Consider the following 22,990-nt stretch of genomic DNA (forward strand, 5'->3'; position numbering starts at 1 on the left):
CGCGAAACTCGGCAGAGAGATCAGAGAGAATAATGACCGCACAGGACAGCAAGCTCGGCGATACCGACGACAAGATTTTCGTCGGCAAGGGAAGCGAGCAGGCATGGCTGACGCTGGCGCTCGCCAATCGCCACGGCCTCGTCACGGGCGCGACCGGAACCGGCAAGACCGTGTCGCTTCAAGTGTTGGCGGAAGGATTTGCGCGCGCCGGTGTGCCGGTCTTTGCGGCGGACATCAAGGGCGACCTCTCCGGCATCTCCGAGCTGGGAGAGGCCAAGGACTTCATCCTCAAGCGCGCCACCGGAATGGGGCTGACATTCCAGCCCGATCAGTTCTCGACGGTGTTCTGGGATGTGTTCGGCGAGCAGGGCCACCCCGTGCGCGCGACTGTCACGGAAATGGGGCCGCTCCTGCTCGCGCGCATGCTCGACCTGAACGACGTGCAGGAAGGCGTGCTCAACGTTGCCTTCCGTGTTGCGGACGAGAGTCTTCTGCCATTGTTGGATATGAAGGATCTGCGGTCGCTGTTGGATGCGATCGTTCCCGCCAGCGGCAAGAAGGCAGCGGATGCCGAGGAAGATCCCTTTGCCGAGATCCGCAAGGCCGCGCAGAGCTTCGGCAATGTCAGCAAGGCGACGGTTGGAACCATTCAACGCCAGCTCCTGGTGCTGGAAAACCAGGGCGGAACGAAATTCTTCGGTGAGCCGGCACTGGAGCTGAAGGATTTCATGAAGACCGATAGCGACGGTCGCGGCATCGTCAACATTCTGGTTGCCGACAAGCTGATGGAGAGCCCCAGGCTCTACGCTACCTTCCTGTTGTGGTTGCTGTCGGAGTTGTTCGAGGAACTGCCCGAGGCCGGCGACCTGCCCAAGCCGAAGCTCGTGTTCTTCTTCGACGAAGCGCATCTGTTGTTCAACGATGCGCCCAAGGCGCTGTTGGACAAGATCGAGCAGGTGGTCCGCCTGATCCGTTCCAAGGGCGTCGGCGTCTACTTCGTGACGCAGAACCCGATCGATGTGCCCGACCGCGTGCTCGGACAGTTGGGCAACCGGGTGCAGCACGCGTTGCGTGCCTTCACCCCGCGCGACCAGAAGGCGGTCGCCGCTGCGGCGCAGACCTTCCGGCCCAACCCGAAGCTCGACACCATCAAGGCGATCACGGAGCTCGGCAAGGGCGAGGCGCTGGTGTCCTTCCTCGAGGGCAACGGCACGCCGTCGATGGTGGAGCGGGTGATGATCCGGCCGCCGTCGGCCCGCATCGGACCGATCACGCCGGACGAGCGCAAGGCGATCATGGCGGCAAGCCCGATGAAGGGCAAATATGACACCGCCGTCGATTCCGAATCCGCCTACGAGATGCTCCAGAAGCGCATCGCCGACACGGCGGCCACAGCGGACAGTCCAGCGGGTGGAAGCGGCGGCGGCATCCTGGGCCAGATCGGCTCGATCGTCGGCACCATCTTCGGCACCAACGTCAAGCGAGGCCGTCTGTCGACCGGCCAGGTCATTGCGCGGGACGTGACGCGATCGGTCACCAATCAGGTGATCGGCGGGATGGCCGCCAATATCGGCAAGTCGGTCGGTGGCCAGCTCGGCGGCTCGATCGGCCGCACGCTGGTCCGCGGCGCGCTCGGCGGATTGCTGCGGCGGTAGGCAGAACGCCTGACGGGAAGGCAATTCGTCCACCGAGCCCATCGACCTCTCCCCTGATCTGGGAGGGGCCGAACGTTCACACATTCAGGTGAGGGGGCTCTCCAAGCCTCCGCCGGTCTGCTACGTCCTGTTTCGTCGCCGCACCGGACCGCACCTTGACCCCGCCTGCCCCCTTAGCCAAGCCTGAAGCGCCCAGACGTCTGTCGCCGCGTGCGCCGCTGGATGTGCTTTTTCTGTTCTGCTGCGTCGTCCTTACGGCCGACGTGCTCGTCCCCGAGATTTTCGGCCACGGCAAGACCAAGGACTACCTGCTCTGGTACTGGGCCGGACAGCAGGTCTTGCAGGGTGGGCCGCTCTATCCTGCCACGGCCCGCGACTATTTCGACTTCATCTATCCGCCGCTGCCGGCGATCCTGCTGGCGATCCCGACCTGGTTCGGCAAGATTCCGCTCTATGTCGTCCTGTCGATCTTGAATGCTGTGGCGTGGTGGTACACCGGGACGTTCTCCCAAGTCATGGCCGGTTCGGACCGCAAGCCTGGCCGCTGGCTGGAAGCGCTGCCGGTCTTGGTTACTGTGGCCTTCGTGTTCGACATGTTCGATCTCGGCCAGCCGAATCTCGTCCTGCTGGCGATGATGCTCTATGGGTTCTGGAGCCTGCGGCATCAGCGGTCGTGGCTCGCTGGCTTCATGTTCGCGCTCGCCGCCGCCATCAAGGTGTTTCCGATCGCCGTGCTGCCCTATCTGCTCTGGCGGCGCAGGTGGGCGGCTTTTGTCAGCACCATCGTCTTCACCGGCATTCTTCTCTATGTCGTGCCGGCGCCGATCCGCGGCTTCGAGCGCAACGCGGCCGAACTCGCGACCTGGTACCAGGGCATGGTCGGGACGAACTCGGAAAAAGGCTTTGGCCAGCGTGACGAGCAGAACTGGTCGTGGGTCAACCAGTCCCTCATCGCCGTCACGCATCGCCTGGTCCGGCCGATCAACTACAATCAGGACGATCCCAGCAAGCCGCCGCGCACGATGAATGTGGTCGAGGTCGACTACAGGACGGCGAACTGGATCGTGCTTGCGATTTCGGCGTTGCTCGGGCTCGGCTTCATCGCGATCATGCCAGGGCAGGCGCGGCGAACGGCGCGCTCGGATGCCGAGGAGCTCGGCATTCTGTTCTGCCTGATCACGGTGGCCTCGCCTCTGGCCCGGCAATACTACTTCATGTGGCTGTTCTTCCCGATCACGGTATTGATCCATCGCGCCGCCTTCGACGAGCGAGCGCCTGTGCGCCTGGGAACCTGGCTCGCCTTGGGGGCTGCCGGCATCCTGATGCTGCTGTCGCTGCCGTGGTTTCCCAAAGTCATCCAGGCCTGGGGCAACAATCTCGCCGCGACGGCCGTCCTCGCAGGTAGTCTCGCCTGGCACATCCGGCATCCGCCGGTTGCGGCTAGCTCCGGCGCCGCGCCGGCGTTAAAAGCGCAGACAGCTTGAGACCCCCAATCAGGAACACGACAATGTCCAACACGCAGCTTCAATCCGTGCTCGACCACATCGACAAGGATTTCGACAACAGCCTGGAGCGCCTGTTCTCGTTGTTGCGGATCAAGTCGATCTCGGCCGATCCGGCTTTTGCGGATGATTGCAGGGCTGCGGCCGAGCATCTCGCCAGGGACATCGCCAGCTTCGGTGTCGCGACCGAGGTGAGGCCGACCGCGGGCCATCCCGCCGTCGTCGGCAGGACCGGAGCGGGCGGACGGCCGCACGTGCTGTTCTACGGCCATTACGACGTGCAGCCGGTCGACCCGCTCGATCTCTGGCACCGTCCGCCGTTCGAGCCCGTTGTCGCGGATCACGCCGACGGCCGCAAGATCATCGTTGCGCGCGGCGCCGAGGACGACAAGGGGCAGGTGATGACCTTCGTCGAGGCCTGCCGCGCCTGGAAGAAGGTGACGGGCTCGCTGCCGGTCGACGTCACCTTCCTGATCGAGGGCGAGGAGGAGGTCGGCTCGAAGAATTTCGTGCCCTTCATCGAGGCGAACAAGCACGAGTTCAAGGCAGACTACGTGCTGGTCTGCGACACCGGCATGTGGGACAGCAACACGCCGGCGATCACGACCTCGCTGCGTGGCCTGCTCTATGAAGAGCTGAAGATCACCGCGGCCAATCGCGATTTGCATTCCGGCGTGTTCGGCGGCACCGCGATGAACCCGATCCGGGTGCTCACGAAAATTCTGGGCGGCCTGTTCGACGACGACAACCGCATCACCATTCCCGGCTTCTATGATGGCGTGAAGGATACGCCGCCCGACATCCTGGAGCAGTGGAAGAAGCTCGAATTCACGCCCGAGACCTTCCTCAAGCCGGTCGGGCTGTCGCTCCCGGCTGGCGAGAAGGGCAGGCTGCTGGTCGAGCAGGCCTCGACGCGTCCGACCTGCGACGTCAATGGCATCTGGGGCGGCTATATCGGCGAAGGCTCCAAGACCGTGATCCCGTCACATGCTTCGGCCAAGGTGTCGTTCCGCCTTGTGCAGGGCCAGGATCCCGCGAGAATCCGCAAGGCCTTCCGCGACTACGTATCGGCGCGCATTCCCGGCGACTGCAAGGTCGAGTTCGGCGACCATTCCGCCGCGCCTGCGGTCGCGCTCGACTGGACCATGAAGCCGCTCGCCGCCGCCAGCAAGGCGCTGGCCGAGGAGTGGGGCAAGGAGACCGTGCTGATGGGCTCGGGCGCCTCGATCCCGATCGTCGCCGACTTCAAGCGCACGTTGGGCCTCGACTCGCTGCTGGTGGGTTTTGGCCTCGACGACGACAACATCCACTCACCGAACGAGAAATACGACCTGCGGAGCTTCCAGAAGGGCATCCGCTCCTGGGCCCGCATCCTCGCCGCGCTGGCGGAGGTGAAGTAGCGGTACGGTGCCGGAGGGTGGGCAAAGGCGCAAAGCGCCGTGCCCACGATCTCTCCTTGGATCGATAGAAGTGTCGCGCACGCTTCCGCCGTCGCTCGTCGAGCTATGGCGGACAAGTCGCTTTGCCCAGACTGCGAAACTTGCAACGACCGAACTGCGCCTCCCGTCATCCTGAGGTGCGAGCCGTGGAGCGCAACGCGCTTCACGGTGAGCCTCGAAGGATGTACGGCCCTGATGCAGCCGGGCCGTCGCCTTTCGAGGCTCGCCGAAGAGGCGAGCACCTCAGGGTGACGGTGATGTATTGTGACGAACGGTCCAAATAAAAACGCCGCCCGGGATTGGGCGGCGTTTCATTCCAAAAGGCGTAGAGGTTCGTTGGGCGCTACTCTACACCAGATCCAAAATATCTCAAGACTTGTAGCCGGGATTGACGCGATCGAGCTTGCGCAGCAAAGGCGGCCACACGAGGTTGGTCGCGCGCAGCTCGGCGCGGTCGCGGTTCGACAGCAGCTCGGCGTTCTTGTCGATCGCGACATCGTCGACCGGATAGACCGGCGTGCCTAGCGCGCGCGTGCGCACCTGCATCGAGCAGGCGCGCTCGAGATGATACATGCGCTCGAAGGCGGAGGCGACCGAGCGGCCGACCGTGAGCGTGCCGTGGTTGCGCAGGAGCATGTGGTTGTGGTCGCCGAGATCCTTCTGCAGCCGCGGCCGCTCGTCGTGGTCGAGCGCAATGCCTTCGTAGTCGTGATAGGCGAGGTCGTGGGTGACGAGCTGGGCGGTCTGGTTCAGCGGCAGCAGGCCTTCCGCGCTGCTCGACACCGCAGTGCCGTCGAGCGTGTGGAGATGCAGCACGCAGATCGCGTCCTCGCGCACCTCGTGGATCGCCGAATGGATGGTGAAGCCGGCCGGGTTGATGCTGTATTCGCTCTCGGAGAGCTGGTTGCCGTGCAGGTCGACCTTGACGAGGCTGGAAGCGGTGATCTCGTCGAACATCAGCCCGTAGGGATTGATGAGGAAGTGATGCTCGGGGCCGGGCACGCGCGCGGAGATATGGGTGTCGACCAGATCGTCCCAGCCGTACAGCGCGACCAGGCGATAGCAGGCGGCCAGATTGACCCGTTGTTGCCACTCCGCCTCCGTCATGTTCGACGGCACTTCCCTAAGGCGCGCTTCCGCTGGCGACATGGCTGATCTCTCCGAAACATCGTTGTTGCGGGGAGGGAGCCTAGTCTTGGCGGTGATCGGCAGCAAGGCGATCAAAGCGCGGCAGTCAAGCGTAGCCCGCATGGAGCGCAGGCGGAATGCGGGGAGCCCGGCCAAAGACTCCGCGATTGCGCCACGAGATCCGGGCTACGCCGAGGAGGAAATCGTTACGGCGCCGGGATCGACAGCAGGCTGGAAATGCCGCGGCCGCGGATGTCGTAGACGCGGGCAAACACCACGTCGTCGCGCTTGATCTCGACCATGACGGGCGCGGTGAGGCCCTTGCAGTAGAACTCGCCGAGCGTCATGGCGAAGTCGGCCGCGTTGGAATCCCAACCGATGGTGAAGTCGGGCCCGAGCGCGACCTGGGCCGGGCGCTGCGGACCGCAGACCGCAACCTTCCATTTACGATTGCTGGGCGGCACTTCCTGGCGCTCGACGAGCTGCTCGCGCAATCCGTCGGAGGCCTGCTTCAAGGCGAGGCCCCAATAGTCCAGCATGAAGCGGTCGTCGGCGCCGCGAACGGTCCCGGCGATGTGGTTGAAATGCGTGTATTGATAGGGATGCAGCCGGATCATCTCGGCGAGCGACAGGGCGAGGCCGAAGCAGAAGGTGGCGAGCACGACCGGCTGCCAGGTGCGGTGATTGGCGCGCAGGCGCTCCATGGCCCAGGCGAACGCGACGCCGCCGAGCACCGCCATCGGCGGGATCACGAAGACGAAATGACGGATGCCGTTGTACAACGCCGGGCGCTTCACCATCGCGATCGCGAGCGGCAGGGTCGCAGCCAGCGTCAGCATCAAGAGGATGGTCTTGCGGCGGGCCGGAACCCCGCGCCGCGGCAGCATGGCGAAGGTGCTGAACACGGCGCCGGCCGTCAGCACCAGCATGACCTCGGGTAGCTGCAGTGCGAACAGCGTCGGCAGATAGGACCAGGGCATGTCGGGCACCGACACGATCGCGCCGTCGAACATCTCCTTCCACGGCTTCTCGAAGAAATGCGAGAAGTAGGTCAGCGCCTCGAAGGGATTGCCGGGCTCCATGATCGACCACGGCCAGATCAGGCCCATCACGAGGTAGCCGAGCACGAGGCCGGGCAGCAGCACATAGACGACATGGGCGAAGCGGCGGACCGACTCGCGCAAACCTTCAGTGCGCAATTCCTCCAGGAACAGCGGTATGAAGCCGAGCACGGCGTAGACCAGTGCGAGCCCGCCGAGAATGCGGCAGCCCAGCGAAAGGCCGGCACCCAGGCCGACGATGAGGACCGTGCGCGGCGACGGCTGCGGATATTCCTCGGCGAGACGGACGAGGCCGAGCATCAGGATGATCATGGCCACCGCGAAGGGCGCATCCTTCGGGTTCATGAACATGTGCCCGTAGAAGATCGGGCAGAGCGCGAGCAGCAGGAGCGAGGCAAGGCCCGCAAGAGGTCCACCGACGCGGCGGCCGAGCCGCCACGTCACGGCAAGGCCGATCACGCCGACGATGGCGCCAAGCAGGCGGCGCGTCTCGAACAGCTCGAGCGGAATGACCTTGTGCAGGAGGGCCGCGACCATGTCGAAGCCGCCGCCATACATGTAGAGATTGGCGAAGGAGAGCGCCGCGGTGTCCTTGAAGCCGGAACCGAACATGCGCAGCAGCAGGTCGGCATATTCAGCGTGGGTGTAGTCGTCCCAGCCGAGCCCGTAGTCGCGGAAGGTCAAGCCTGCGATGACGGCGACTGCAGCCAGCACCAGCATGGCGAGATCGTCGCAGGTCCGTTCGACCGAGCGCCGCAGAGGCGTGTCGATCACCGAAGTCGTGATGGATGTCATGGCTATCGGTGCCCCGGAATCCCCTCTTGGCCCTGCTGGTGCGCGCGGGCCTGCTCCCCGGTTCCCCTATAGCGCAGTTCCATTACCAAGTAATTGGGCATTATGGCTAAAATCCTGATGCGACGCAGTAATTCCGGTTGCTTCAGAGCGCTCCGAGCAGTACCGAGCCGGAGCTGAAGGGAATGTGAATAAGTCCCTGATTTCCTTCCCTTTAGGAACACCGCCTACAATTGGCCGTTGGCGTGGAACATCGTATGACGGTATCGTGGCGTAGCGGTTGTCGCGTGTGGATGCGCGGCCGGGGGTGAGTTCGATGAACTTGGCATTGTTGATCGTGGGGATTTGCGCCTTCCTGGCGGGTCTCCTTGCGATCATTTTCGGCCTGACGATCAGGGAATTCAGCCTCGGAGGAACTCTCATAATCTCCGGCGCCATCGGCGTCTGCTCCGGAATGTTACTGGTCGGCCTGTATCTCGTGGTGCTCGAGCTCAAGGGCATCGCGCGCCGGCTGGCCGCTGCGGTCGCGCCGTCCGAGGTTCGGGTCAGGCCCGTGCTGCCGGGCCTCGCCGTATCAGGCACGACCGCGCCCGAGCCGGCGCCACCGTCCGCAGGGCCGCCGCCGTGGCAGAGCGAAGCTGCTGCGCGCGAGCGTCCGCGCGTCGAGGGCGCGCAGGAGGCTGAAGCTCCTGCGCCGCCACCTGCCCCGGAAGCGCCGCGCCGGCGCAACCTGCTGTTCACCTCGACCTCGCGCAAGGAACGCGAGCGCGCGGAGGCGAAGGCCACTGAAGGTGCGCCCCAGCCGCCTGCGGAGCCCAGTGAGGCCCTGGACTATCCGCCTGCGAGCTTTGACGTTGCCTGGCCGAAGCCGGACCGTATGCGCCCGCAGGAGCCGCCGGTGGCCCCGCGCCGTCCGCCGCCGCGCTCCCCGTCGACCTTTGCGGAAGCCGCCCCGCCGCCTGCACCCGAACCGCCGCCACCTGTCGAGCCGGCACCCGTGACCGTGCTCAAATCCGGCGTCGTCGACGGCATGGCCTATTCGCTCTATTCCGACGGCTCGATCGAGGCGCAGATGCCGGAAGGCATGATGCGCTTTGGCTCGATCGACGAGCTCCGCGCCCATCTTGACCAGCGCGCTTGAGACCGCTGCGCATAAATAAAGCGGCGCTGTTCACCAGTGATCAGCGCCTCGTCGTCAGTTGTCCTGTTTCTGCCGAACGTGTTGTTGACATGGAATACTCTGGCGTCGTCAATCCCGTGAGACGCAAGGCGAGGGAGGGCGGCAGATGTCGGACGCGGGGGCCAAGAATTTCATCGAGCTGACAGCGAGCATCGTGTCGGCCTATCTCAGCAACAATCCGACGCCGGCAGCGGAGATTCCGAACCTGATCAGCCAGGTGCATGGCGCCCTGGTGCGGGTGTCGTCCGGCCGCACCGAGACGGCGCCGCTCGAGCCCGCAAAGCCGGCCGTGTCGCTGAAGAAGTCGATCGCGCCCGATTATCTGGTCTGTCTGGAAGACGGCAAGCGTTTCAAGTCGCTGAAGCGCCATCTGCGCACGCAGTACAACATGACGCCGGAGCAATACCGGGAGAAATGGGGCTTGCCGGCCGACTATCCCATGGTCGCCCCGAACTATGCGGTGGCACGCTCGCAGCTGGCCAAGCAGATGGGCCTCGGACAGCAGCAGCGGAAGCGGAAGTAATTTCCTACGACGCCGCCGCGAGCGCCGCTTTTGCGTCGGTCTTGATGCGCTCGACCATCGAGCGCAGGCCATTGGAGCGCTGCGGCGTCAGATGATCGCGGAAGCCGAACTCGTTGAACACGGCGATCGCGTCGGTAGCGAGGATCTGCTGCGGCGTGCGGCCCGAATAGAGCGCAAGCACGATCGCGACCAGCCCGCGCACGATATGCGCGTCGCTGTCGCCGCGGTATCTCAGGATCGGTTCGCCATTGCCGCGGTCGACCAGCTTCTGGAGCCAGACCTGGCTGACGCAGCCCTGCACCTTGTTGGAGGCGGAGTGTTCCGCCTCCGGCATCGGTTCCAGGGTGCGGCCGAGCTCGATGACATACCGGTAGCGGTCGTCCCAGTCGTCCAGAAGCTCGAAATTGTCCCTGATTTCGTCGATCGTCGTCATGCTGGCCCGTGTTCGCGTTCAGGCCAATATAAGGTCGCGAAGCCGTGAAATCGATAGGGCTTGGCCGCTAATTCGAGACCTCAGGTCCGCGCCATTCCAGCGCGAGGTCGTCCTGAGTCAGGGTGTCGCGCGGCGCCTCGCTTGCGGCATTGTCGCCTTCGCCGGCCATGGCGATCGAGCCGGTATGGTCGGGCGCCTTCTTGTGGTCGGTCTTCTCGTTCTTGTCGTTGGTGATCTGCTCTTTCTTGTCGTTGATGATCTGGTAGAGCTTCTTCGCGCCGTCCTGGGCCCGCTGGCCGATGATGGTCGCGGCCTGTCCGCCGACCTCGCAGGCGGCCGGCTGGCGCTTGCAGAACTGGGTCATGTCGGAGACGGCCGCAGTCGCAGCCTGCACCGCGTCGGCGGCGCCGATCTGCGGCAGCTTCTCCGATTCGGGCGTCTTGTCCCGCGGCAGGAGCACCAGCACCAGCCCGAGCCAGAATGTGATGCGAAGCAGAAAGCGCATCTTGCGACCTGTCCGTTGGATTCCGCCCGCGGCGATCTCCGCGGAAGTCGGGCCTAGCAACTCTCGATAAATCGCAAGTGATTGCCTTGAGCTTAATTCGCGGAAAATTTACGCAGGATTCTTCGAGGGCGACGGTGTCGTAAATTTTCGATTGACGCCCGCGCCCGCGATGCTGCCGGCCGCCCGCATCCACCAATTCGAAACCATGCGGTGGAAGGTGAAACCCTGTGTTCACCATCCTGACCGAAGACGTCGCCAAATCGTCTAAAAAGCTTCGCGATCGCGCGGTGTCCGGCCGCACGCGGCACCGCCTTAGCACTCGTTTAAGGTCGCTCTGACACGGTGGCTCAACGACAAGGAGGCGTTCCGGCGCGTCTTCCAAGAGACGATTGAGCCGAAGCGCGAGACCCGTGACAGTTTTGAGTATCATCCGCGATTGTCTCGATGCGCTGCTGCATCCCTCCGCGCGCTACGATGCGCTGATGCGAGCGCGCCATCGTGCCTTCATGGCGCCGCGGCTGCTCGGCAGCCTGGCCGCCTTTGCCGCATTCCCGGTATATCTCGCCATGCGTGGTGCGCCGAGCGCGGTCGAGGTCGCGGCCTTTGCCTGGCTGATCGCGCCCATCATGCTGTCCTGGTTCCTTTCGCGCACCGGACGCTACGAAGGCGCGCATGTGCTGTCGTCGCTGGCGCTCGTCGGCCTGATCATGGCGGTCGCGGTCACGACGGGCGGCATCCAATCATTCGCCGCGGTCTGGCTGGTCGTGGTTCCCCTCGAAGCTGCGCTGTCGGCCTCGCGCCGCGTCGTGGCTTTCGCTTCGCTGCTCGCGCTGTCTTGCGCCGGGATGCTGATCCTGATCGGCCAGCTCGGCTGGCTGCCGGTGGAGGAGCCGAGCGCGGCCGAGCGCGGCGTGCTGATGGCCCTCGGCGTTGCGTCCGCGACTCTCTATGCCGCAGGCCTCGCCTTCGGCGCGGAATCGCTGGCGCGCACCAGCGTTGCGCTCTTGTCGCGCGAGGAGGAGCGTTACCGCCTGCTCGCGCGCAACATGAGCGACGTCATTTCGCGTCATCAGCCCAACGGTGCGGTGCAGTTCATCTCGCCGGCGGTGGAGGCCATGCTCGGCGTGCAAGTGGCGCAACTGCTCGGCCACGGCCTGTTCGACCGCGTCCATGTCGCCGACCGGCCGGCCTATCTCACCGCTCTGTCGGATGCGGCGCGCGGCGACGTCGGCAGCGTCGAGTTCCGGCTGCGGCGTGAGCCTGTTGGTTCCGAGCGCGGTGAGGTCGATTTCATCTGGGTCGAGATGCGCTGCCGCCCGCTCGACCCGGATCTCGGCCGCCAGCATACGGATCGTGATTCCACCCGCGAGGTCGAAGTCGTCGCGGTGATGCGCGACGTCACCGACCGCAAGCTTTTCGAGCAGGCGCTGGATCAGGCGCGCAGCGCCGCCGAGGCGGCCGATGCCGCCAAGACCGGCTTTCTCGCCACCATGAGCCACGAACTGCGCACGCCGCTCAACGCCATCATCGGCTTCTCCGAGATGATCGCGCAGGAGCAGAGCCTGATGCTGGGGGCGGCCCAGCGCAAGGAATACGCCCAGCTCATCAACGATTCCGGCCAGCATCTGCTGTCGGTCGTCAACGGCATCCTGGACATGTCGAAGATGGAGTCGGGCAATTTCGAGATTGCGTCCGAGCCGTTCGCGCCGCGCGCCTCGCTGCTCCATTGCTGCAATCTGCTGGCGCTGAAGGCGCGGGAGAACGGCATCGACCTGATCACCGACGCGCCGCAGGACCTGCCCGTCATGACCGGCGATCCCAGGGCCTTCAAGCAGATCGTGCTCAACCTCGTCGCCAATGCCATCAAGTTCACCGAGCGCGGCGGTCAGGTCTCCGTATCAGCCGCGGTGTCGGGTTCGCAGTTGACGCTGCGCATCAGCGACACCGGCGTCGGCATCGCACCCGACGACCTCAAGCGCATCGGCGCGCGGTTCTTCCAGGCCGGCAGGACCTATCAGCGCCGTCACGAAGGCACCGGTCTTGGGCTTTCGATCGTGAAGAGTCTCGTGGCGTTGCATCTCGGCGAATTGACGGTACAAAGCAGGTTGGGAGAGGGCACCGCCGTCACCGTCAAGCTGCCGCTCGTCTACACGCCGCCCCAGGTCAGGCCGGCCGAGAGCAAGATCGCGACGTTGACGCCGGTGCTGCGCCAGGACCTTCAGGACCAAACTCACGACCAGTCTCAGGACCAACCCGCTCTGGTGAAGAAAAGTGCCTAGGAAGTCTGCCAAGGATGAAGCCGCTCCGCGCCGCCGTGGCGCGAAGGCCGCGGTCGTCGATGTCGAGACCGAGCGCAACCTCGTGATGCGCGTGCTGCTGCATAGCCCCAAGGATACGCTGGCCGGCCTCGTCGCCGCCGCCGCGATCAGTGCGATCGTTGCCAATGCGCTGTTCCTGCAGACCGGCCGGCACCCCGCGCCGATGTTCGGCACGGTGATCAATCTTCCCGCGCCGTCGTCCGTGCCGCTGTCGAACCCGTTGCCGCGTCCGCGCCCCGTCGGCGCCGATACCTCGCCGCTCGAGCCGCGAGCGACGGAGTTCCGCGTCGAGCCCAAACCTGCCGAGCGTGCCGCCGAAAAGGCGCCCGAAAAGCCCGTCGAGGCGACCGCCTCGACGCGCTCGAACGATCCGATGACCAGCCTGGTCAAGGCGACGACCTCGACGCCGCCCGCGGCCCTGCGTCCGCCGGCGCCGATTCCGGCGCAAAGCCCGGCCGCGCGACGTATCGCCGGCGTGCAGCGCGCGCTGTCCGAATATGGCTACGGCAATTTGAAGATCACGGGCACGATGGGCGGAGAGACCCAGTCCGCGATCCAGAAGTTCGAGCGCGAGCACAAGATGCCCGTCACCGGCCAGGTGTCCGATCGGCTGCTGCGCGAACTCGCTGCTGCGATCGGACATCCCGTTGAATAGCCGCACGTCAAACCGGCATTGATGCAAATCAATTCCGGCGTCTGACGCCTGCACAACAGACCAGATCCGCAAGAGCGCGATTTGCGTGGGATCAATGACGCCCGGCGACTTCGGGGAACATGATAGCTCATCCTCATCAACGAAGAGAGGTCGTCATGTTCAAGGTTTCGATTCTCGTCTGGATCATGCTCGGCACGACGCTGGCGGGCATCAGCCTGATCGTGGTGCTGATGGTGCCGAGCTTTGCCGCCGATGCCATCAGGAACATCCCTTATGCCGTGGCCGTGGGGTTCGCGCTCGCGATACCGTTGTCATATTTCATCGCGACCCAGATTCGCGGCGGCCAGGGCGGCGCGCGCAAGGCGTGAGACGGACGACGTGAGGCTGGCGTGAGACCTCGTGCTGGCCTATCGTCGAATTCATGCGTTTGAAATCCAACATTTGGGTGGCGGCTTACTTGCGCCGCTGCCAGACCGAGGGCGTGTACGGCGCCGTGCGACGCCGCGGCGCCGAGGAAGCGGGCGCGGTGTTCGTCAAGGTGTCGCTGCTCGACGGCAATGCGATGCTGTATGCGCCGGCGCCGCAGACCGTCTATGACGACGGCCGGCCCATCGATCGCTTCTTCGTGCCCATGTCGCCGCAGCCTCTGCCGGAGCACACGATCGAGGAGCGGCTGATCAAGGAAATCCGCTTCGATCCCGATGCGTGGATCGTCGAGACCGAGGATCGCGCGGGGCGGCATTTTCTGGAATTGGCGAAGACGTAACTGCTGCTGTGTCCCGGACAAGCGGCAACGCGTCAGCGTTGCCGTGCAGAGCCGGGACCCAGAAAGCAGCATGAATCGACGCGGCGAAATGGGCCCCGGCTCTGCAGCGCACCGCCGAAGAGGCGCTGCGCTGCGTCCGGGGCACAAGGGAAAACGTGTCGCTTGCTGCATTGGCAATGACGAGCTTGGGAGACATCATGCGCCTCACACATACGGTCAGCGCCTGAGCGCGAGCAGTCAGCGGTCCGACGACCCGCCGGTGCCCTTCCGCACAGTTGGCGCGGAGCCCGGCTGCGCGCCCGGCCGCGTCTGGCTCGCGCCTGCACGCGCGCGCTGGCGTTCGCCGTCATGCAGCGTTGCCTGGTACTTTGCGCGCGTGACGGCGAGCGTCGAGCCGCGCCAGGCCGCCAGCATCACCAGCGCCGAGCGCTCGGCGAGGCGGTCGTAGAGCCGCGACAGCCGGTACACGGCGTTCACGGACGTACCGATCTCCGGCTTGAAGAACAGCAGGATGCGCTGGAAGACCGGGCTCGGCATGTCGAGCGCGCGCGCGGCGACCGCGAGCGCCTCGCCGCCGGCATCGTCGACGATCTGGGCTGCGACGCGCGAGGGCAGGATCAGGCTGTCGCCGAGCTCGAAGGTGAAGTTCTCGACGTCGCCCGCGATCGCCGCCATCTCCAGGATCTGGATCGCGCGCTTGGCGCGCACGGTCGGGATGCGAGGGGCGGCCTTCAGCGGGGTCTGCGCCAGATTGTGCAGGATCAGCGCGCGCTGGGGGGCGCCGGCGCGGAAGAACATGTCGTGGATCTCGGCCGCCTCCTTCGGCTGCATCGCCATGTCGGCGGCCATGCGCTGCTCGGCCTCGGTCGGCGCGCGCGCCGGAGAGGGAATCTCCCTTGGCAATGGAACCCTGCGGCCTTCCTGCGTCGCGACCAGCCCGAGCTTCTGCAGGACCGGGACCGGCGTCTGCGGATAGACCGCGAGCCGCGCCTTGACGGCCGCGCGCGTCGCATCGTCGACCTGGTCGATCAGCCGCGTGGCGAGCTCGACGAACTGCCGCTGCTCGTCGTCGCTGTGGGTGCCGGTCTGGACATACAGGTCGGTCAGCACGCGCAGCAGCGTCGGACGGACATCGACACCTTCGCGACGGGACAGGGTCATCAGCCCGTCGAATCCGGGAAACAGCGACTTGGTCATGGAGGCGTACGCAACTCGGAAAAGATACTCGCGAGCGAGTCTAGCGCAGGTTCTTTTAAAGCCTCGTTAAGGAAAACGAGGCGTGAAGCCGACTCTGGAATTCAAGGGGTCGTCGTGCCGCAGCGGGACGCCGCGCCCGACCCGTGTGGTTACGGTCCGAAGGCCGCGTTTACACCCCGTTAACCATGAACTGATCTTAATGAACGAATGTTGCTGGGGCGCGTTCGGTCGCGCGGCAATTGAGAGAGCTGACATGGGGACCATCATCGAATTTCCGGCCGGTCGCCGGGTGGGCTCGTCGGGGGATCTCGCTCCGCGCGCGGACATGGGAACGGTGCTGATCCTTCCCGTGATCCGGATCGAGCGCGAGGCGGACGAAACCAGCGGCGATCGCGGGCCGGAACAGGGCACAGCGCCGAGACGCCGTCGTCGTCGTCGCTGACATCCCGGCTTCATGCGATGCCGGAATCCATCCGCCAGATCCGGCCTGTCCTCTCGGCCGTCCTGCTCGCCCTGCTAGGCGCGGGGCTCTGCGCCTGCAGCGGCGGCGATTTCGGCCGCACCCGCGCCGACATGCGCAGCGACGACATGCATCGCTGGCTGGGGGCGGAGGTCACCTCCAGCGTCGGCCTGCAGCCCTCGCAATTCCAGCTCACCGACGAGGAGCGCCAGCTTCGCGACCTCGCCTATCCCATGATCGAGCCGCCGCTGTCGCGGCCGGCCTGGAAGAGCGTGTTCGGCGACTACAAGGCGCTGCCGTCGCCCTGGCGGCAGAAGGTCGTGTTCGACCGCACCATGTACGGACGCACGCTGATCGACGAGCCGCACCGCTCGCATTCCTCGCGCTATGCGCAGCTGATCGAGGACGTCCGCAACGACATCACCCGGTTCGAGCCGTTTTTCGCCAGCGCGATCCGCGTCATCGATCTCGACAGGAAGCGCGATGCCAGCATGGCGCGCGTCTCCGCGCTCTCGCCGAGGGAAAGGGAGGACGCGGTCGCGCGCATGCAGGAGAACTCGCTGATCGTGCAGTGGGTGCAGCAGTGCCTGGAGCAGCGCGTCTCGTCCTACCGCTGGGCGCTGGAGCGCCTGGTGATCCAGGCTCCCGACGGCATGGCCGCTGACGCCGATCGCCTGATCGGCGAGCTCGCCGCCCAGACCGCCAATCCCCCGGTCGCGGCACAGCCGCCCTACGGCCGGGCGGTCATCTCGAAGGGCTGACCGCGCCAGCACGAAAAGCTGATCTTCGCGAGAGGTCACGAGCTTCTGCGCGCCGGGCAATCGGCTGGCGCGAGGAGGCGCTGCAAGCCTATCGCGCTTCGACCACTTCGCCGTCTTCCTTCACGAAGCGGCCGACGGGATTGTCCAGGAGATCAATCACGGCTTCCGACGGTCGGCACAACCGCGTGCCCTTCGGCGTCACAACGACCGGACGGTTGATGAGAATGGGATGGGCGATCATGAAATCGAGGAGTTGGTCGTCGGTCCATTTGGGATCGTCCAGGCCGAGCTCCTTGTACGGTGTTCCCTTCTCGCGCAGCAGCGCACGGACCGGAACGTCCATCGCCGCGATCAGCTCCTTGAGCTTGTCCCGCGACGGCGGCGTCTTGAGATACTCGATGACGACAGGCTCGACACCGCTCTGCCGGATCATCGCCAGGGTGTTGCGTGAGGTGCCGCAAGCCGGGTTGTGATAGATCGTGACGCTCATCGACCTGTCTCCGTGACTGGCAGACCGGCATCCGTCGCTGCCGCACCGCCGCCGGCAAATGATGAGTTCATTGGCGGGCCTCGGCAGCCGTCTGGACTTTACCCGCGCCCGCTTCGTACCAGCCCCGCGTGGCCTTGACGATGCGGACGACGGACAGCATCACCGGGACCTCGACGAGGACGCCGACCACGGTCGCCAGCGCCGCGCCGGAGTCCAGGCCGAACAGGCTGATCGCGGCGGCGACCGCCAGCTCGAAGAAGTTGCTCGCGCCGATGAGGGCAGCTGGAGCCGCGACGCACCAGGCCACGCCGAACCGCCGGCTCAGCCAATAGGCCAGGCCCGCATTGAGATAGACTTGCACAAGAATCGGGACGGCAAGGATCGCAATGACGCCGGGCTGTCTGACGATCTGCTCTCCCTGGAAGCCGAAGAGCAGCACCAACGTCGCGAGGAGGGCGACAAGCGAGAGAGGCTGCAGCATCCGCATGACGCGGTTGAAGCTGGCATCGCCGCCTCGGAGCAGCACCTTGCGCCACAGCTGAGCGACAATCACGGGAACCACGATGTAAAGCACGACGGACAGAAGCAGTGTGTCCCAGGGGACGCTGATCGAGGCCACTCCGAGCAGCAATCCCACGAGTGGCGCGAACAGGAAAACCATGATCACGTCGTTGAGTGCGACCTGGCTCAGAGTGTAGTGGGGCTCCCCTTCGCACAGATTGGACCATACGAACACCATCGCAGTACAGGGTGCAGCCGCAAGCAGGATCAAGCCGGCGATGTAGGACGGGATCTGGTCGGACGGCAGCCACGGTGCGAAGAGGTGACCGATGAAAAAGGAGCCCAGCAGCGCCATCGAGAACGGCTTCACGGCCCAATTGATGAAGAGGGTGACGCCGACGCCGCGCCAATGCTCCCGGACCTGGCCCAGTGAGCCGAAGTCAATCTTCAACAACATCGGCACGATCATGAGCCAGATCAGCATCGCGACCGGCAGGTTGACCCTGGCGACCTCGGCGGCTGCAACCGCGCCGAAGAAGCCGGGCATGACGTGTCCCAGTGCCACGCCGACCACGATGCAAAGCGCGACCCACAAAGTGAGGTATCGTTCGAAGATGCCCATCGTCACGCCACGTCGCTTTTGCCGGACGTTGCCCCCTCGGAGCGGCCGATTTCCCGAAGCTTGGTCCCCAGCGAAAGCCGGTCGATGCCGCTGAGGGGCAGGTTCACGAACGCGCCGATCCGGTTCTTTAAGTAGCGGAAGGCCCGCGAGAAGGCCGCAAGTCTTTCGATCTCGGTGCCTTCGACGGCCGCAGGATCTTCGATGCCCCAATGCGCAGTCGTCGGTTGACCCGGCCAGACGGGACATGCTTCTCCGGCTGCGTTGTCGCAGACGGTAAAAACGAAATCCATCACCGGCGCATCGGCGGCTGCGAATTCCAGCCAGCTCTTCGAGCGCATCCCGTCGATCGGGTAGTCCATGCTCTGCAGCGTGCGCAGCGCCAGCGGATGCACTGCGCCTTTCGGCGTGCTCCCTGCGGAGAAGGACCGAAAGCGCCCGGCACCGTCCTTGCGAAGGATCGATTCCGCGAGCACGGATCGGGCTGAATTGCCCGTACAGAGGAACAGCACATTGTAGACGCGATCAGGCACGGGCCTTCTCCTTTCGCTTGGGAGCGCAGCACGATTGCAAAGACTCGACGACGGGTTGGCAGACTTCCGGCCGTCCGCCGCAGCAATCGCGCAGCAGGAAGACTGCAATGTCGCGAAATTCTCCGAGGTTGGCGCGGTAGATGATCGAGCGGCTATGCCGCTCGGAAGACACGAGGCGGGCGCGGCTCAGGATCGACAGATGCGCCGAGAGCGTGTTCTGGGGGACTTCCAGCAGGCGCGCGAGGTCGCCGGCCGCAAGACCGTCAGGCTCGTGCCTGACCAGCATCCGGAACGCCTCAAGGCGGGTCGGTTGAGACAGCGCGGCGAGCGCCAGGACGGCTTCTTCTGTTTCCATATATCCAGATTTATGGAATTATGTGGACCGCGTCAACCCGAAATCCCGTCACCCCGCGAGTTCTTATTTCGAATGTTCTAGAAATAGCGTTTGACAGTCGATGTGCGCGTGTGCATCGTGGCCGCCCATGAAGATCGATGACGCAGCAGCACGTTTGGAAGCCCTGGGGAATCGGACCCGGCTTCAGATCTACCGCGCATTGGTCCGGGCCGGGCACGCGGGCATGCCGGTTGGCCGCTTGCAGGACAAGCTGAAGATCCCGGCGTCAACGCTGTCGCACCACATCAAGACCTTGGTCTCGGTCGGACTGGTCAGTCAGATCAGGGAATCGACGACCCTGATCTGCCACGCCAACTTCGACGCCATGCGGGGCCTGGTCGACTTCCTGGTCGCGGAGTGCTGTGCGGACGAAGCCGGGTGTAAGGACGCTCAGACGGCAGCCTGATTCATTTGGCTATTTATTCCATAATTCTAGAAGAATGGAGTGTTCGCAATGGAGAAGAAGACGGTAGCGATCATCGGGGCGGGGCCGGTCGGCCTCGCAGCCGCCGCGCATGTGCTCGAACGCGACATGTCCCCCGTGGTGCTCGAAGCCGGACCCGAGGCCGCGCATGCGGTGCGGCAGTGGCAGCACGTCCAACTCTTCTCGCCATGGGAATTCAATGTCGACAAGGCGGCGGCGCGCCTGCTCGCGCCGACCGGCTGGAATTCGCCCGATCCTCAATCCTATCCGACCGGCGGCGAGCTGATCGAGCGCTACCTCGCGCCGCTCGCAACGCGAACGCCGCTGCGCGAGACGATCCGGACGTCGAGCCGCGTCACGGCCATCAGCCGCGTCGGCTTCGACAAGGCGAAGACCAGGGGCCGCGAGCAGGCGCCTTTCGAACTCCGCTATCAGAACGGCAAGGGCCCCGAGGTGCTGCGCGCCGACGCCGTCATCGACGTGTCGGGCACGTGGTTCTCGCCCAATCCGGCGGGCAGCAACGGTCTGCCTGCGATCGGCGAACGCGAGCGCACGGATCGCATCGCCTATGGCATGCCGGATGTGCGGGGCACAGATCGCGGCAGATATGCCGGCAAGACCGTGGCCGTGCTCGGTGCCGGCCATTCCGCGCTGGGCACGCTGATCGACCTCGCGCGGCTCGCCGAGGAAGTGCCCGGCACGCAGCCCGTTTGGCTGCTGCGCGGCGACGATCCTGCAAAGGCCTTCGGCGGCGGCAGCAACGACAAGCTTGCCGCGCGCGGCGAGCTGGGATCCAGCTTCGCGGCGCTCGTGGCTGCCGGAAGGATTCGAGTCGAGGCCAACTTCGGTGTCACCCATCTTTCGGAGGCCGAAGGACGTCTCAGGATTTCGGCAGGTGCCTGCTGCGGCGCGCGGAGTGTGGTTGCAGATGAGCTGGTGGTGTCGACCGGCTTCCGTCCCGATCTCTCGTTTCTGTCCGAGCTGCGGATTCGGCTCGACCCGGCGATCGAGGCGCCCGTCGCGCTCGCGCCGCTCATCGATCCCAACGAGCATAGCTGCGGAACGGTGCGGCCTCACGGCGCTCGCGAGCTCGCGCATGACGAGCCGGGCTTCTATCTCGCCGGCATGAAATCCTACGGCCGGGCGCCGACTTTCCTGATGACGACCGGATACGAGCAGGTCCGGTCGATCGTCGCCGACATCGCGGGCGACAAGGAGGCTGCCGCACGGGTCGAGCTCGTGCTGCCCGAGACCGGCGTCTGCACACGTGGTGGCGTCGAGTCCGCCGGCGCAGCGGGATGCTGCGGCGGCCCGGCCAAGGCCGAGCCCTCAGCCTGCTGTGCGGCCGATGAATCGGCCAGGAAGGCAGGCGGCGCGGGATGCGGTTGCTCATGACGGGAGGCACTGCGAGCCCGCTCGCTGTCGTCGTCGCGCTCGGCAGCGCCCAGACCATTGCCTGGGCGTCGAGTTACTATCTCCCGGCGATCCTGGCTGCGCCGATTGCGCACGATCTCGGTCTTGCGCCGACTTACCTGTTCGGCGCGCTGTCGGGAGCGCTCGTCATCTCCGGCCTGCTCGGCCCGAGAGTCGGGCATGCCATCGACACGTTCGGAGGGCGCAGCCTGCTTGCCGTCTCGAACCTCGTCTTCGCGGCGGGCCTGCTCCTGCTGTCCGTGTCCCATGGTGTGGCGCTGCTGATCACGGCCTGGATCCTGCTCGGGATCGGCATGGGCATGGGCATCTATGAAGCGGCGTTCGCGACGCTTGCGCGCATCTACGGCGCCAATGCGCGAGGAACGATCACCGGCATCACCCTGATCGCCGGCTTCGCCAGCACCCTCGGCTGGCCTCTCACGACGTGGCTCGCTTCGGAGTACGGCTGGCGCGTTGCCTGCCAGGTTTGGGCGGCGATCCATATCGGCGTTGCATTGCCGCTCAACCTTTCTCTGCCCCGTGCCGCTCCATTGGACCAGGACTCCCGGCCGGGCACCGGCGCGACCCAACAATCCGGCGGCCAGAGCGAGACCTTCGCAATGATGCTGCTGGCGTACATCTTTGCGGCGGCAAGCTTCGTCAGCTCCGGAGTCTCGGCCATTCTGCCGACCATGCTGGTTGCGTTCGGCGCCACGCCGGCACAGGCCCTGTTCGCAGGAGCATTGGTCGGGCCTGCGCAAGTCGGCGCCCGCCTTCTGGAGGCAGGATGGCTCAGCCGGTTTCATCCGCTGCTCTCGGCAAGGCTTGCCATGCTCATGAATCCGATCGGCGTGCTTGCACTGGTCGCGGGCGGCCCTTGGCTCGCGCCGGCCTTCACGGTGCTATATGGCGCTGGTAACGGCATCATCACCATTGCCCGTGGTACGCTGCCATTGGCGCTGTTCGGGCCGGTGGGGTTCGGCAGGCGTGTCGGTGTGATCTCGCTGCCTTCGCGGGCAACAGGCGCCTTCGCGCCGCTTGCGCTGGGACTGATGGTGGAGCATTTCGGCAGCAGCGCACTCTGGATCAGCGCACTGGCCTCGGTCTCCGCCTTCGTCGCGCTGCTGCTGCTTCGTGCAGATCGGACGACGTGAATCCCTTGCATCCAACGGTCGGCTTCGGCCTGTCGGCGGTTGAGGCGGGGACCTGCTCGCGGCCGGGATTGCAACGCGTCCGCTCGGGGTGATCGGAGCCCCGGTCACGAATGCTTGACCCGGATCAAAGAATGCTTTCGACCGCAGGATATGTTACAAATGCTGCGGTTCCAGAAAGTGTCCCAACAGTAAAAGCAGATTTGATGCGGATCGTCCGTACCATCCTGGCATTCGCCATCGCCATATCCTTGGCGATGCTGCCGGCTGGCGCGTCCGCTTCTGGCCTCGCCATGTCGTCGCACGACATGCAGCCGGCCATGGTCATGAGCGGCGACGGCGATATGTCGATGGACGATTGTTGTCCCGACATGAAGGGAACGGGCTCCGACACCGGCGCGTACAAATGCGGGATGGGCTTCTGCTGCGTCGGCGGCACCGTCGCGCTTGCAGACATCCGTCCGCTGGCCTTCGAATTTCTTGCCGTAGCGGCGGGGAAAACCGCCATTCCCGCCGACCAGGTCGTCTCCTTGCTCGGCGGCAGCCCTCCCTTCCGGCCTCCTCGAATCTGATCTCGCCAAGCCAACGACGCGTGCAGCACGCCTGCGCGCGACGATGACTGACGTGCTCGCTTCATGCGTCACGGTCGAGATCAATTCATGAGGACAAGACAATGCTTTCCAGGTTCAGCACCGCGGCTGTTGCCGCCACCCTTTCGCTCGCCGCTTCGGTCGCGATGGCGGGCGCAGGCGATTACGCTTTCGAGCCGGTCAATCCCGAGATGAAGAAGGGCGACGACGTCACGCTCGCCATTCGCCTGACCAACAGGCAGACCGGCAAGCCGGTTGCGGATGCCGTCATCTTCAGGACGCGCGTGGACATGGCGCCGGACGGCATGGCCGAGATGGAGTCGGCCGTCGCACCGCTGCCGTCCAGGGAGCCAGGCGTCTACGCCTTCAAGACGGACCTGCCGATGGCCGGCCGCTACCAGGTCACGCTCGCGGCGAAGGTGCAGGGCGAGCCTGACACGGTCACCGGCAAGGTCATCGTCAAGGCGACGAAGTGAGCCTTCGGGCGCCGCCGGACGGCG

Annotated in this window: 25 protein-coding genes; 16 read left to right on the plus strand and 9 right to left on the minus strand. The window is 65.2% G+C overall.

Annotated elements, in window-relative coordinates; genetic code table 11:
• Positions 1-32 precede the first annotated feature (32 nt).
• The 3 genes from ACSHT2_RS31335 to ACSHT2_RS31345 all read left to right on the plus strand — a co-directional run bounded on the left by ACSHT2_RS31335 (position 33) and on the right by ACSHT2_RS31345 (position 4,557).
• Positions 33-1,655 (plus strand): helicase HerA-like domain-containing protein, encoded by a 1,623-nt coding sequence (locus ACSHT2_RS31335; RefSeq protein WP_440638745.1) that lies wholly within the window; start codon positions 33-35, stop codon positions 1,653-1,655.
• A gap of 155 nt (positions 1,656-1,810) precedes the next feature.
• Positions 1,811-3,139, plus strand: coding sequence for a glycosyltransferase family 87 protein (locus ACSHT2_RS31340; protein WP_440638746.1), 1,329 nt, complete (start codon positions 1,811-1,813; stop codon positions 3,137-3,139).
• Between the two features lie 23 nt (positions 3,140-3,162).
• Positions 3,163-4,557 (plus strand): M20/M25/M40 family metallo-hydrolase, encoded by a 1,395-nt coding sequence (locus tag ACSHT2_RS31345; protein WP_440638747.1) that lies wholly within the window; start codon positions 3,163-3,165, stop codon positions 4,555-4,557.
• A gap of 408 nt (positions 4,558-4,965) precedes the next feature.
• On the opposite strand, the gene ACSHT2_RS31350 is transcribed toward ACSHT2_RS31345, so the two are convergent.
• The gene (locus ACSHT2_RS31350) at positions 4,966-5,745 is read right to left on the minus strand and encodes a class II aldolase/adducin family protein (RefSeq protein WP_440638749.1); all 780 of its coding nucleotides are present in this window, start codon (positions 5,743-5,745) and stop codon (positions 4,966-4,968) included.
• A gap of 185 nt (positions 5,746-5,930) precedes the next feature.
• Positions 5,931-7,580, minus strand: a complete 1,650-nt coding sequence (locus ACSHT2_RS31355; RefSeq protein WP_440638750.1) for a glycosyltransferase family 39 protein — start codon at positions 7,578-7,580, stop codon at positions 5,931-5,933.
• A gap of 313 nt (positions 7,581-7,893) precedes the next feature.
• On the opposite strand from ACSHT2_RS31355, the gene ACSHT2_RS31360 reads away from it, so the two are divergent.
• Entirely contained in the window at positions 7,894-8,718 is an 825-nt protein-coding gene (locus ACSHT2_RS31360; RefSeq protein ID WP_440638752.1) for a DUF308 domain-containing protein, read from the plus strand.
• A gap of 145 nt (positions 8,719-8,863) precedes the next feature.
• On the plus strand, positions 8,864-9,280 hold the full coding sequence (locus ACSHT2_RS31365) for a MucR family transcriptional regulator (protein ID WP_036005917.1): 417 nt from the start codon (positions 8,864-8,866) through the stop codon (positions 9,278-9,280).
• Between the two features lie 4 nt (positions 9,281-9,284).
• Here the strand turns inward: ACSHT2_RS31365 and ACSHT2_RS31370 are convergent, their stop codons facing one another.
• Together ACSHT2_RS31370 and ACSHT2_RS31375 are read right to left on the minus strand one after the other, a co-directional pair.
• Positions 9,285-9,713: a SufE family protein gene (locus ACSHT2_RS31370; protein WP_440638753.1), complete on the minus strand. Its 429-nt coding sequence runs from the start codon at positions 9,711-9,713 to the stop codon at positions 9,285-9,287.
• A 67-nt stretch (positions 9,714-9,780) separates the two neighbouring features.
• Positions 9,781-10,218, minus strand: a complete 438-nt coding sequence (locus ACSHT2_RS31375; RefSeq protein WP_440638755.1) for a DUF5330 domain-containing protein — start codon at positions 10,216-10,218, stop codon at positions 9,781-9,783.
• A 410-nt stretch (positions 10,219-10,628) separates the two neighbouring features.
• Between ACSHT2_RS31375 and ACSHT2_RS31380 the strand changes: the two genes are divergently transcribed.
• The 4 genes from ACSHT2_RS31380 (at position 10,629) to ACSHT2_RS31395 (ending at position 13,957) form a co-directional block, all read left to right on the plus strand.
• Positions 10,629-12,497: a PAS domain-containing sensor histidine kinase gene (locus tag ACSHT2_RS31380; RefSeq protein ID WP_440638756.1), complete on the plus strand. Its 1,869-nt coding sequence runs from the start codon at positions 10,629-10,631 to the stop codon at positions 12,495-12,497.
• Positions 12,490-13,191 carry a peptidoglycan-binding domain-containing protein gene (locus ACSHT2_RS31385; protein WP_440638757.1) on the plus strand — a complete coding sequence of 234 codons (702 nt, stop codon included), beginning with the start codon at positions 12,490-12,492 and terminating at the stop codon, positions 13,189-13,191. The genes ACSHT2_RS31380 and ACSHT2_RS31385 overlap by 8 nt, the downstream gene beginning before the upstream one ends.
• A 155-nt stretch (positions 13,192-13,346) precedes the next feature.
• A complete protein-coding gene (locus tag ACSHT2_RS31390; protein WP_319325693.1) occupies positions 13,347-13,559 on the plus strand; it encodes a hypothetical protein in 213 nt (70 codons plus the stop codon).
• Positions 13,560-13,612: 53 nt separating this feature from the next.
• The gene (locus tag ACSHT2_RS31395; protein ID WP_440638759.1) at positions 13,613-13,957 is read left to right on the plus strand and encodes a DUF1491 family protein; all 345 of its coding nucleotides are present in this window, start codon (positions 13,613-13,615) and stop codon (positions 13,955-13,957) included.
• Between the two features lie 237 nt (positions 13,958-14,194).
• Here ACSHT2_RS31395 and ACSHT2_RS31400 read toward each other — a convergent pair whose 3' ends face one another.
• On the minus strand, positions 14,195-15,154 hold the full coding sequence (locus ACSHT2_RS31400; protein ID WP_440638760.1) for a DUF2336 domain-containing protein: 960 nt from the start codon (positions 15,152-15,154) through the stop codon (positions 14,195-14,197).
• A 253-nt stretch (positions 15,155-15,407) separates the two neighbouring features.
• On the opposite strand from ACSHT2_RS31400, the gene ACSHT2_RS31405 reads away from it, so the two are divergent.
• Both ACSHT2_RS31405 and ACSHT2_RS31410 read left to right on the plus strand, forming a co-directional pair.
• Positions 15,408-15,596, plus strand: coding sequence for a hypothetical protein (locus ACSHT2_RS31405; protein ID WP_440638762.1), 189 nt, complete (start codon positions 15,408-15,410; stop codon positions 15,594-15,596).
• A gap of 17 nt (positions 15,597-15,613) precedes the next feature.
• Positions 15,614-16,375, plus strand: a complete 762-nt coding sequence (locus tag ACSHT2_RS31410; protein ID WP_440638763.1) for a hypothetical protein — start codon at positions 15,614-15,616, stop codon at positions 16,373-16,375.
• 88 nt (positions 16,376-16,463) lie between these two features.
• On the opposite strand, the gene arsC is transcribed toward ACSHT2_RS31410, so the two are convergent.
• The 4 genes from arsC to ACSHT2_RS31430 all read right to left on the minus strand — a co-directional run bounded on the left by arsC (position 16,464) and on the right by ACSHT2_RS31430 (position 18,873).
• The gene (gene arsC / locus ACSHT2_RS31415; RefSeq protein ID WP_440638765.1) at positions 16,464-16,865 is read right to left on the minus strand and encodes an arsenate reductase (glutaredoxin); all 402 of its coding nucleotides are present in this window, start codon (positions 16,863-16,865) and stop codon (positions 16,464-16,466) included.
• A gap of 67 nt (positions 16,866-16,932) precedes the next feature.
• Positions 16,933-17,988, minus strand: a complete 1,056-nt coding sequence (gene arsB / locus ACSHT2_RS31420; protein WP_440638766.1) for an ACR3 family arsenite efflux transporter — start codon at positions 17,986-17,988, stop codon at positions 16,933-16,935.
• Between the two features lie 2 nt (positions 17,989-17,990).
• Positions 17,991-18,518 (minus strand): arsenate reductase ArsC, encoded by a 528-nt coding sequence (locus tag ACSHT2_RS31425; RefSeq protein WP_370114498.1) that lies wholly within the window; start codon positions 18,516-18,518, stop codon positions 17,991-17,993.
• Positions 18,511-18,873: an ArsR/SmtB family transcription factor gene (locus ACSHT2_RS31430; RefSeq protein WP_440638768.1), complete on the minus strand. Its 363-nt coding sequence runs from the start codon at positions 18,871-18,873 to the stop codon at positions 18,511-18,513. Before ACSHT2_RS31430 ends, ACSHT2_RS31425 begins: the two co-directional genes overlap by 8 nt.
• 127 nt (positions 18,874-19,000) lie before the next feature.
• On the opposite strand from ACSHT2_RS31430, the gene ACSHT2_RS31435 reads away from it, so the two are divergent.
• The 5 genes from ACSHT2_RS31435 to ACSHT2_RS31455 all read left to right on the plus strand — a co-directional run bounded on the left by ACSHT2_RS31435 (position 19,001) and on the right by ACSHT2_RS31455 (position 22,966).
• Complete coding sequence (locus tag ACSHT2_RS31435; protein WP_100230259.1) at positions 19,001-19,318, plus strand: ArsR/SmtB family transcription factor; 318 nt, start codon at positions 19,001-19,003, stop codon at positions 19,316-19,318.
• A gap of 48 nt (positions 19,319-19,366) precedes the next feature.
• On the plus strand, positions 19,367-20,731 hold the full coding sequence (locus ACSHT2_RS31440; protein WP_440638770.1) for an FAD-dependent oxidoreductase: 1,365 nt from the start codon (positions 19,367-19,369) through the stop codon (positions 20,729-20,731).
• The gene (locus ACSHT2_RS31445) at positions 20,716-21,903 is read left to right on the plus strand and encodes an MFS transporter (RefSeq protein WP_440638772.1); all 1,188 of its coding nucleotides are present in this window, start codon (positions 20,716-20,718) and stop codon (positions 21,901-21,903) included. The genes ACSHT2_RS31440 and ACSHT2_RS31445 overlap by 16 nt, the downstream gene beginning before the upstream one ends.
• A 203-nt stretch (positions 21,904-22,106) precedes the next feature.
• A complete protein-coding gene (locus tag ACSHT2_RS31450) occupies positions 22,107-22,472 on the plus strand; it encodes a hypothetical protein (protein ID WP_440642970.1) in 366 nt (121 codons plus the stop codon).
• Between the two features lie 101 nt (positions 22,473-22,573).
• Positions 22,574-22,966, plus strand: coding sequence for a FixH family protein (locus tag ACSHT2_RS31455; protein WP_440638774.1), 393 nt, complete (start codon positions 22,574-22,576; stop codon positions 22,964-22,966).
• The last annotated feature ends 24 nt before the right edge of the window (positions 22,967-22,990 follow it).

The sequence above is a fragment of the Bradyrhizobium sp. PUT101 genome, from assembly GCF_052043945.1.
In the GTDB taxonomy this organism is placed as follows: Bacteria; Pseudomonadota; Alphaproteobacteria; order Rhizobiales; family Xanthobacteraceae; genus Bradyrhizobium.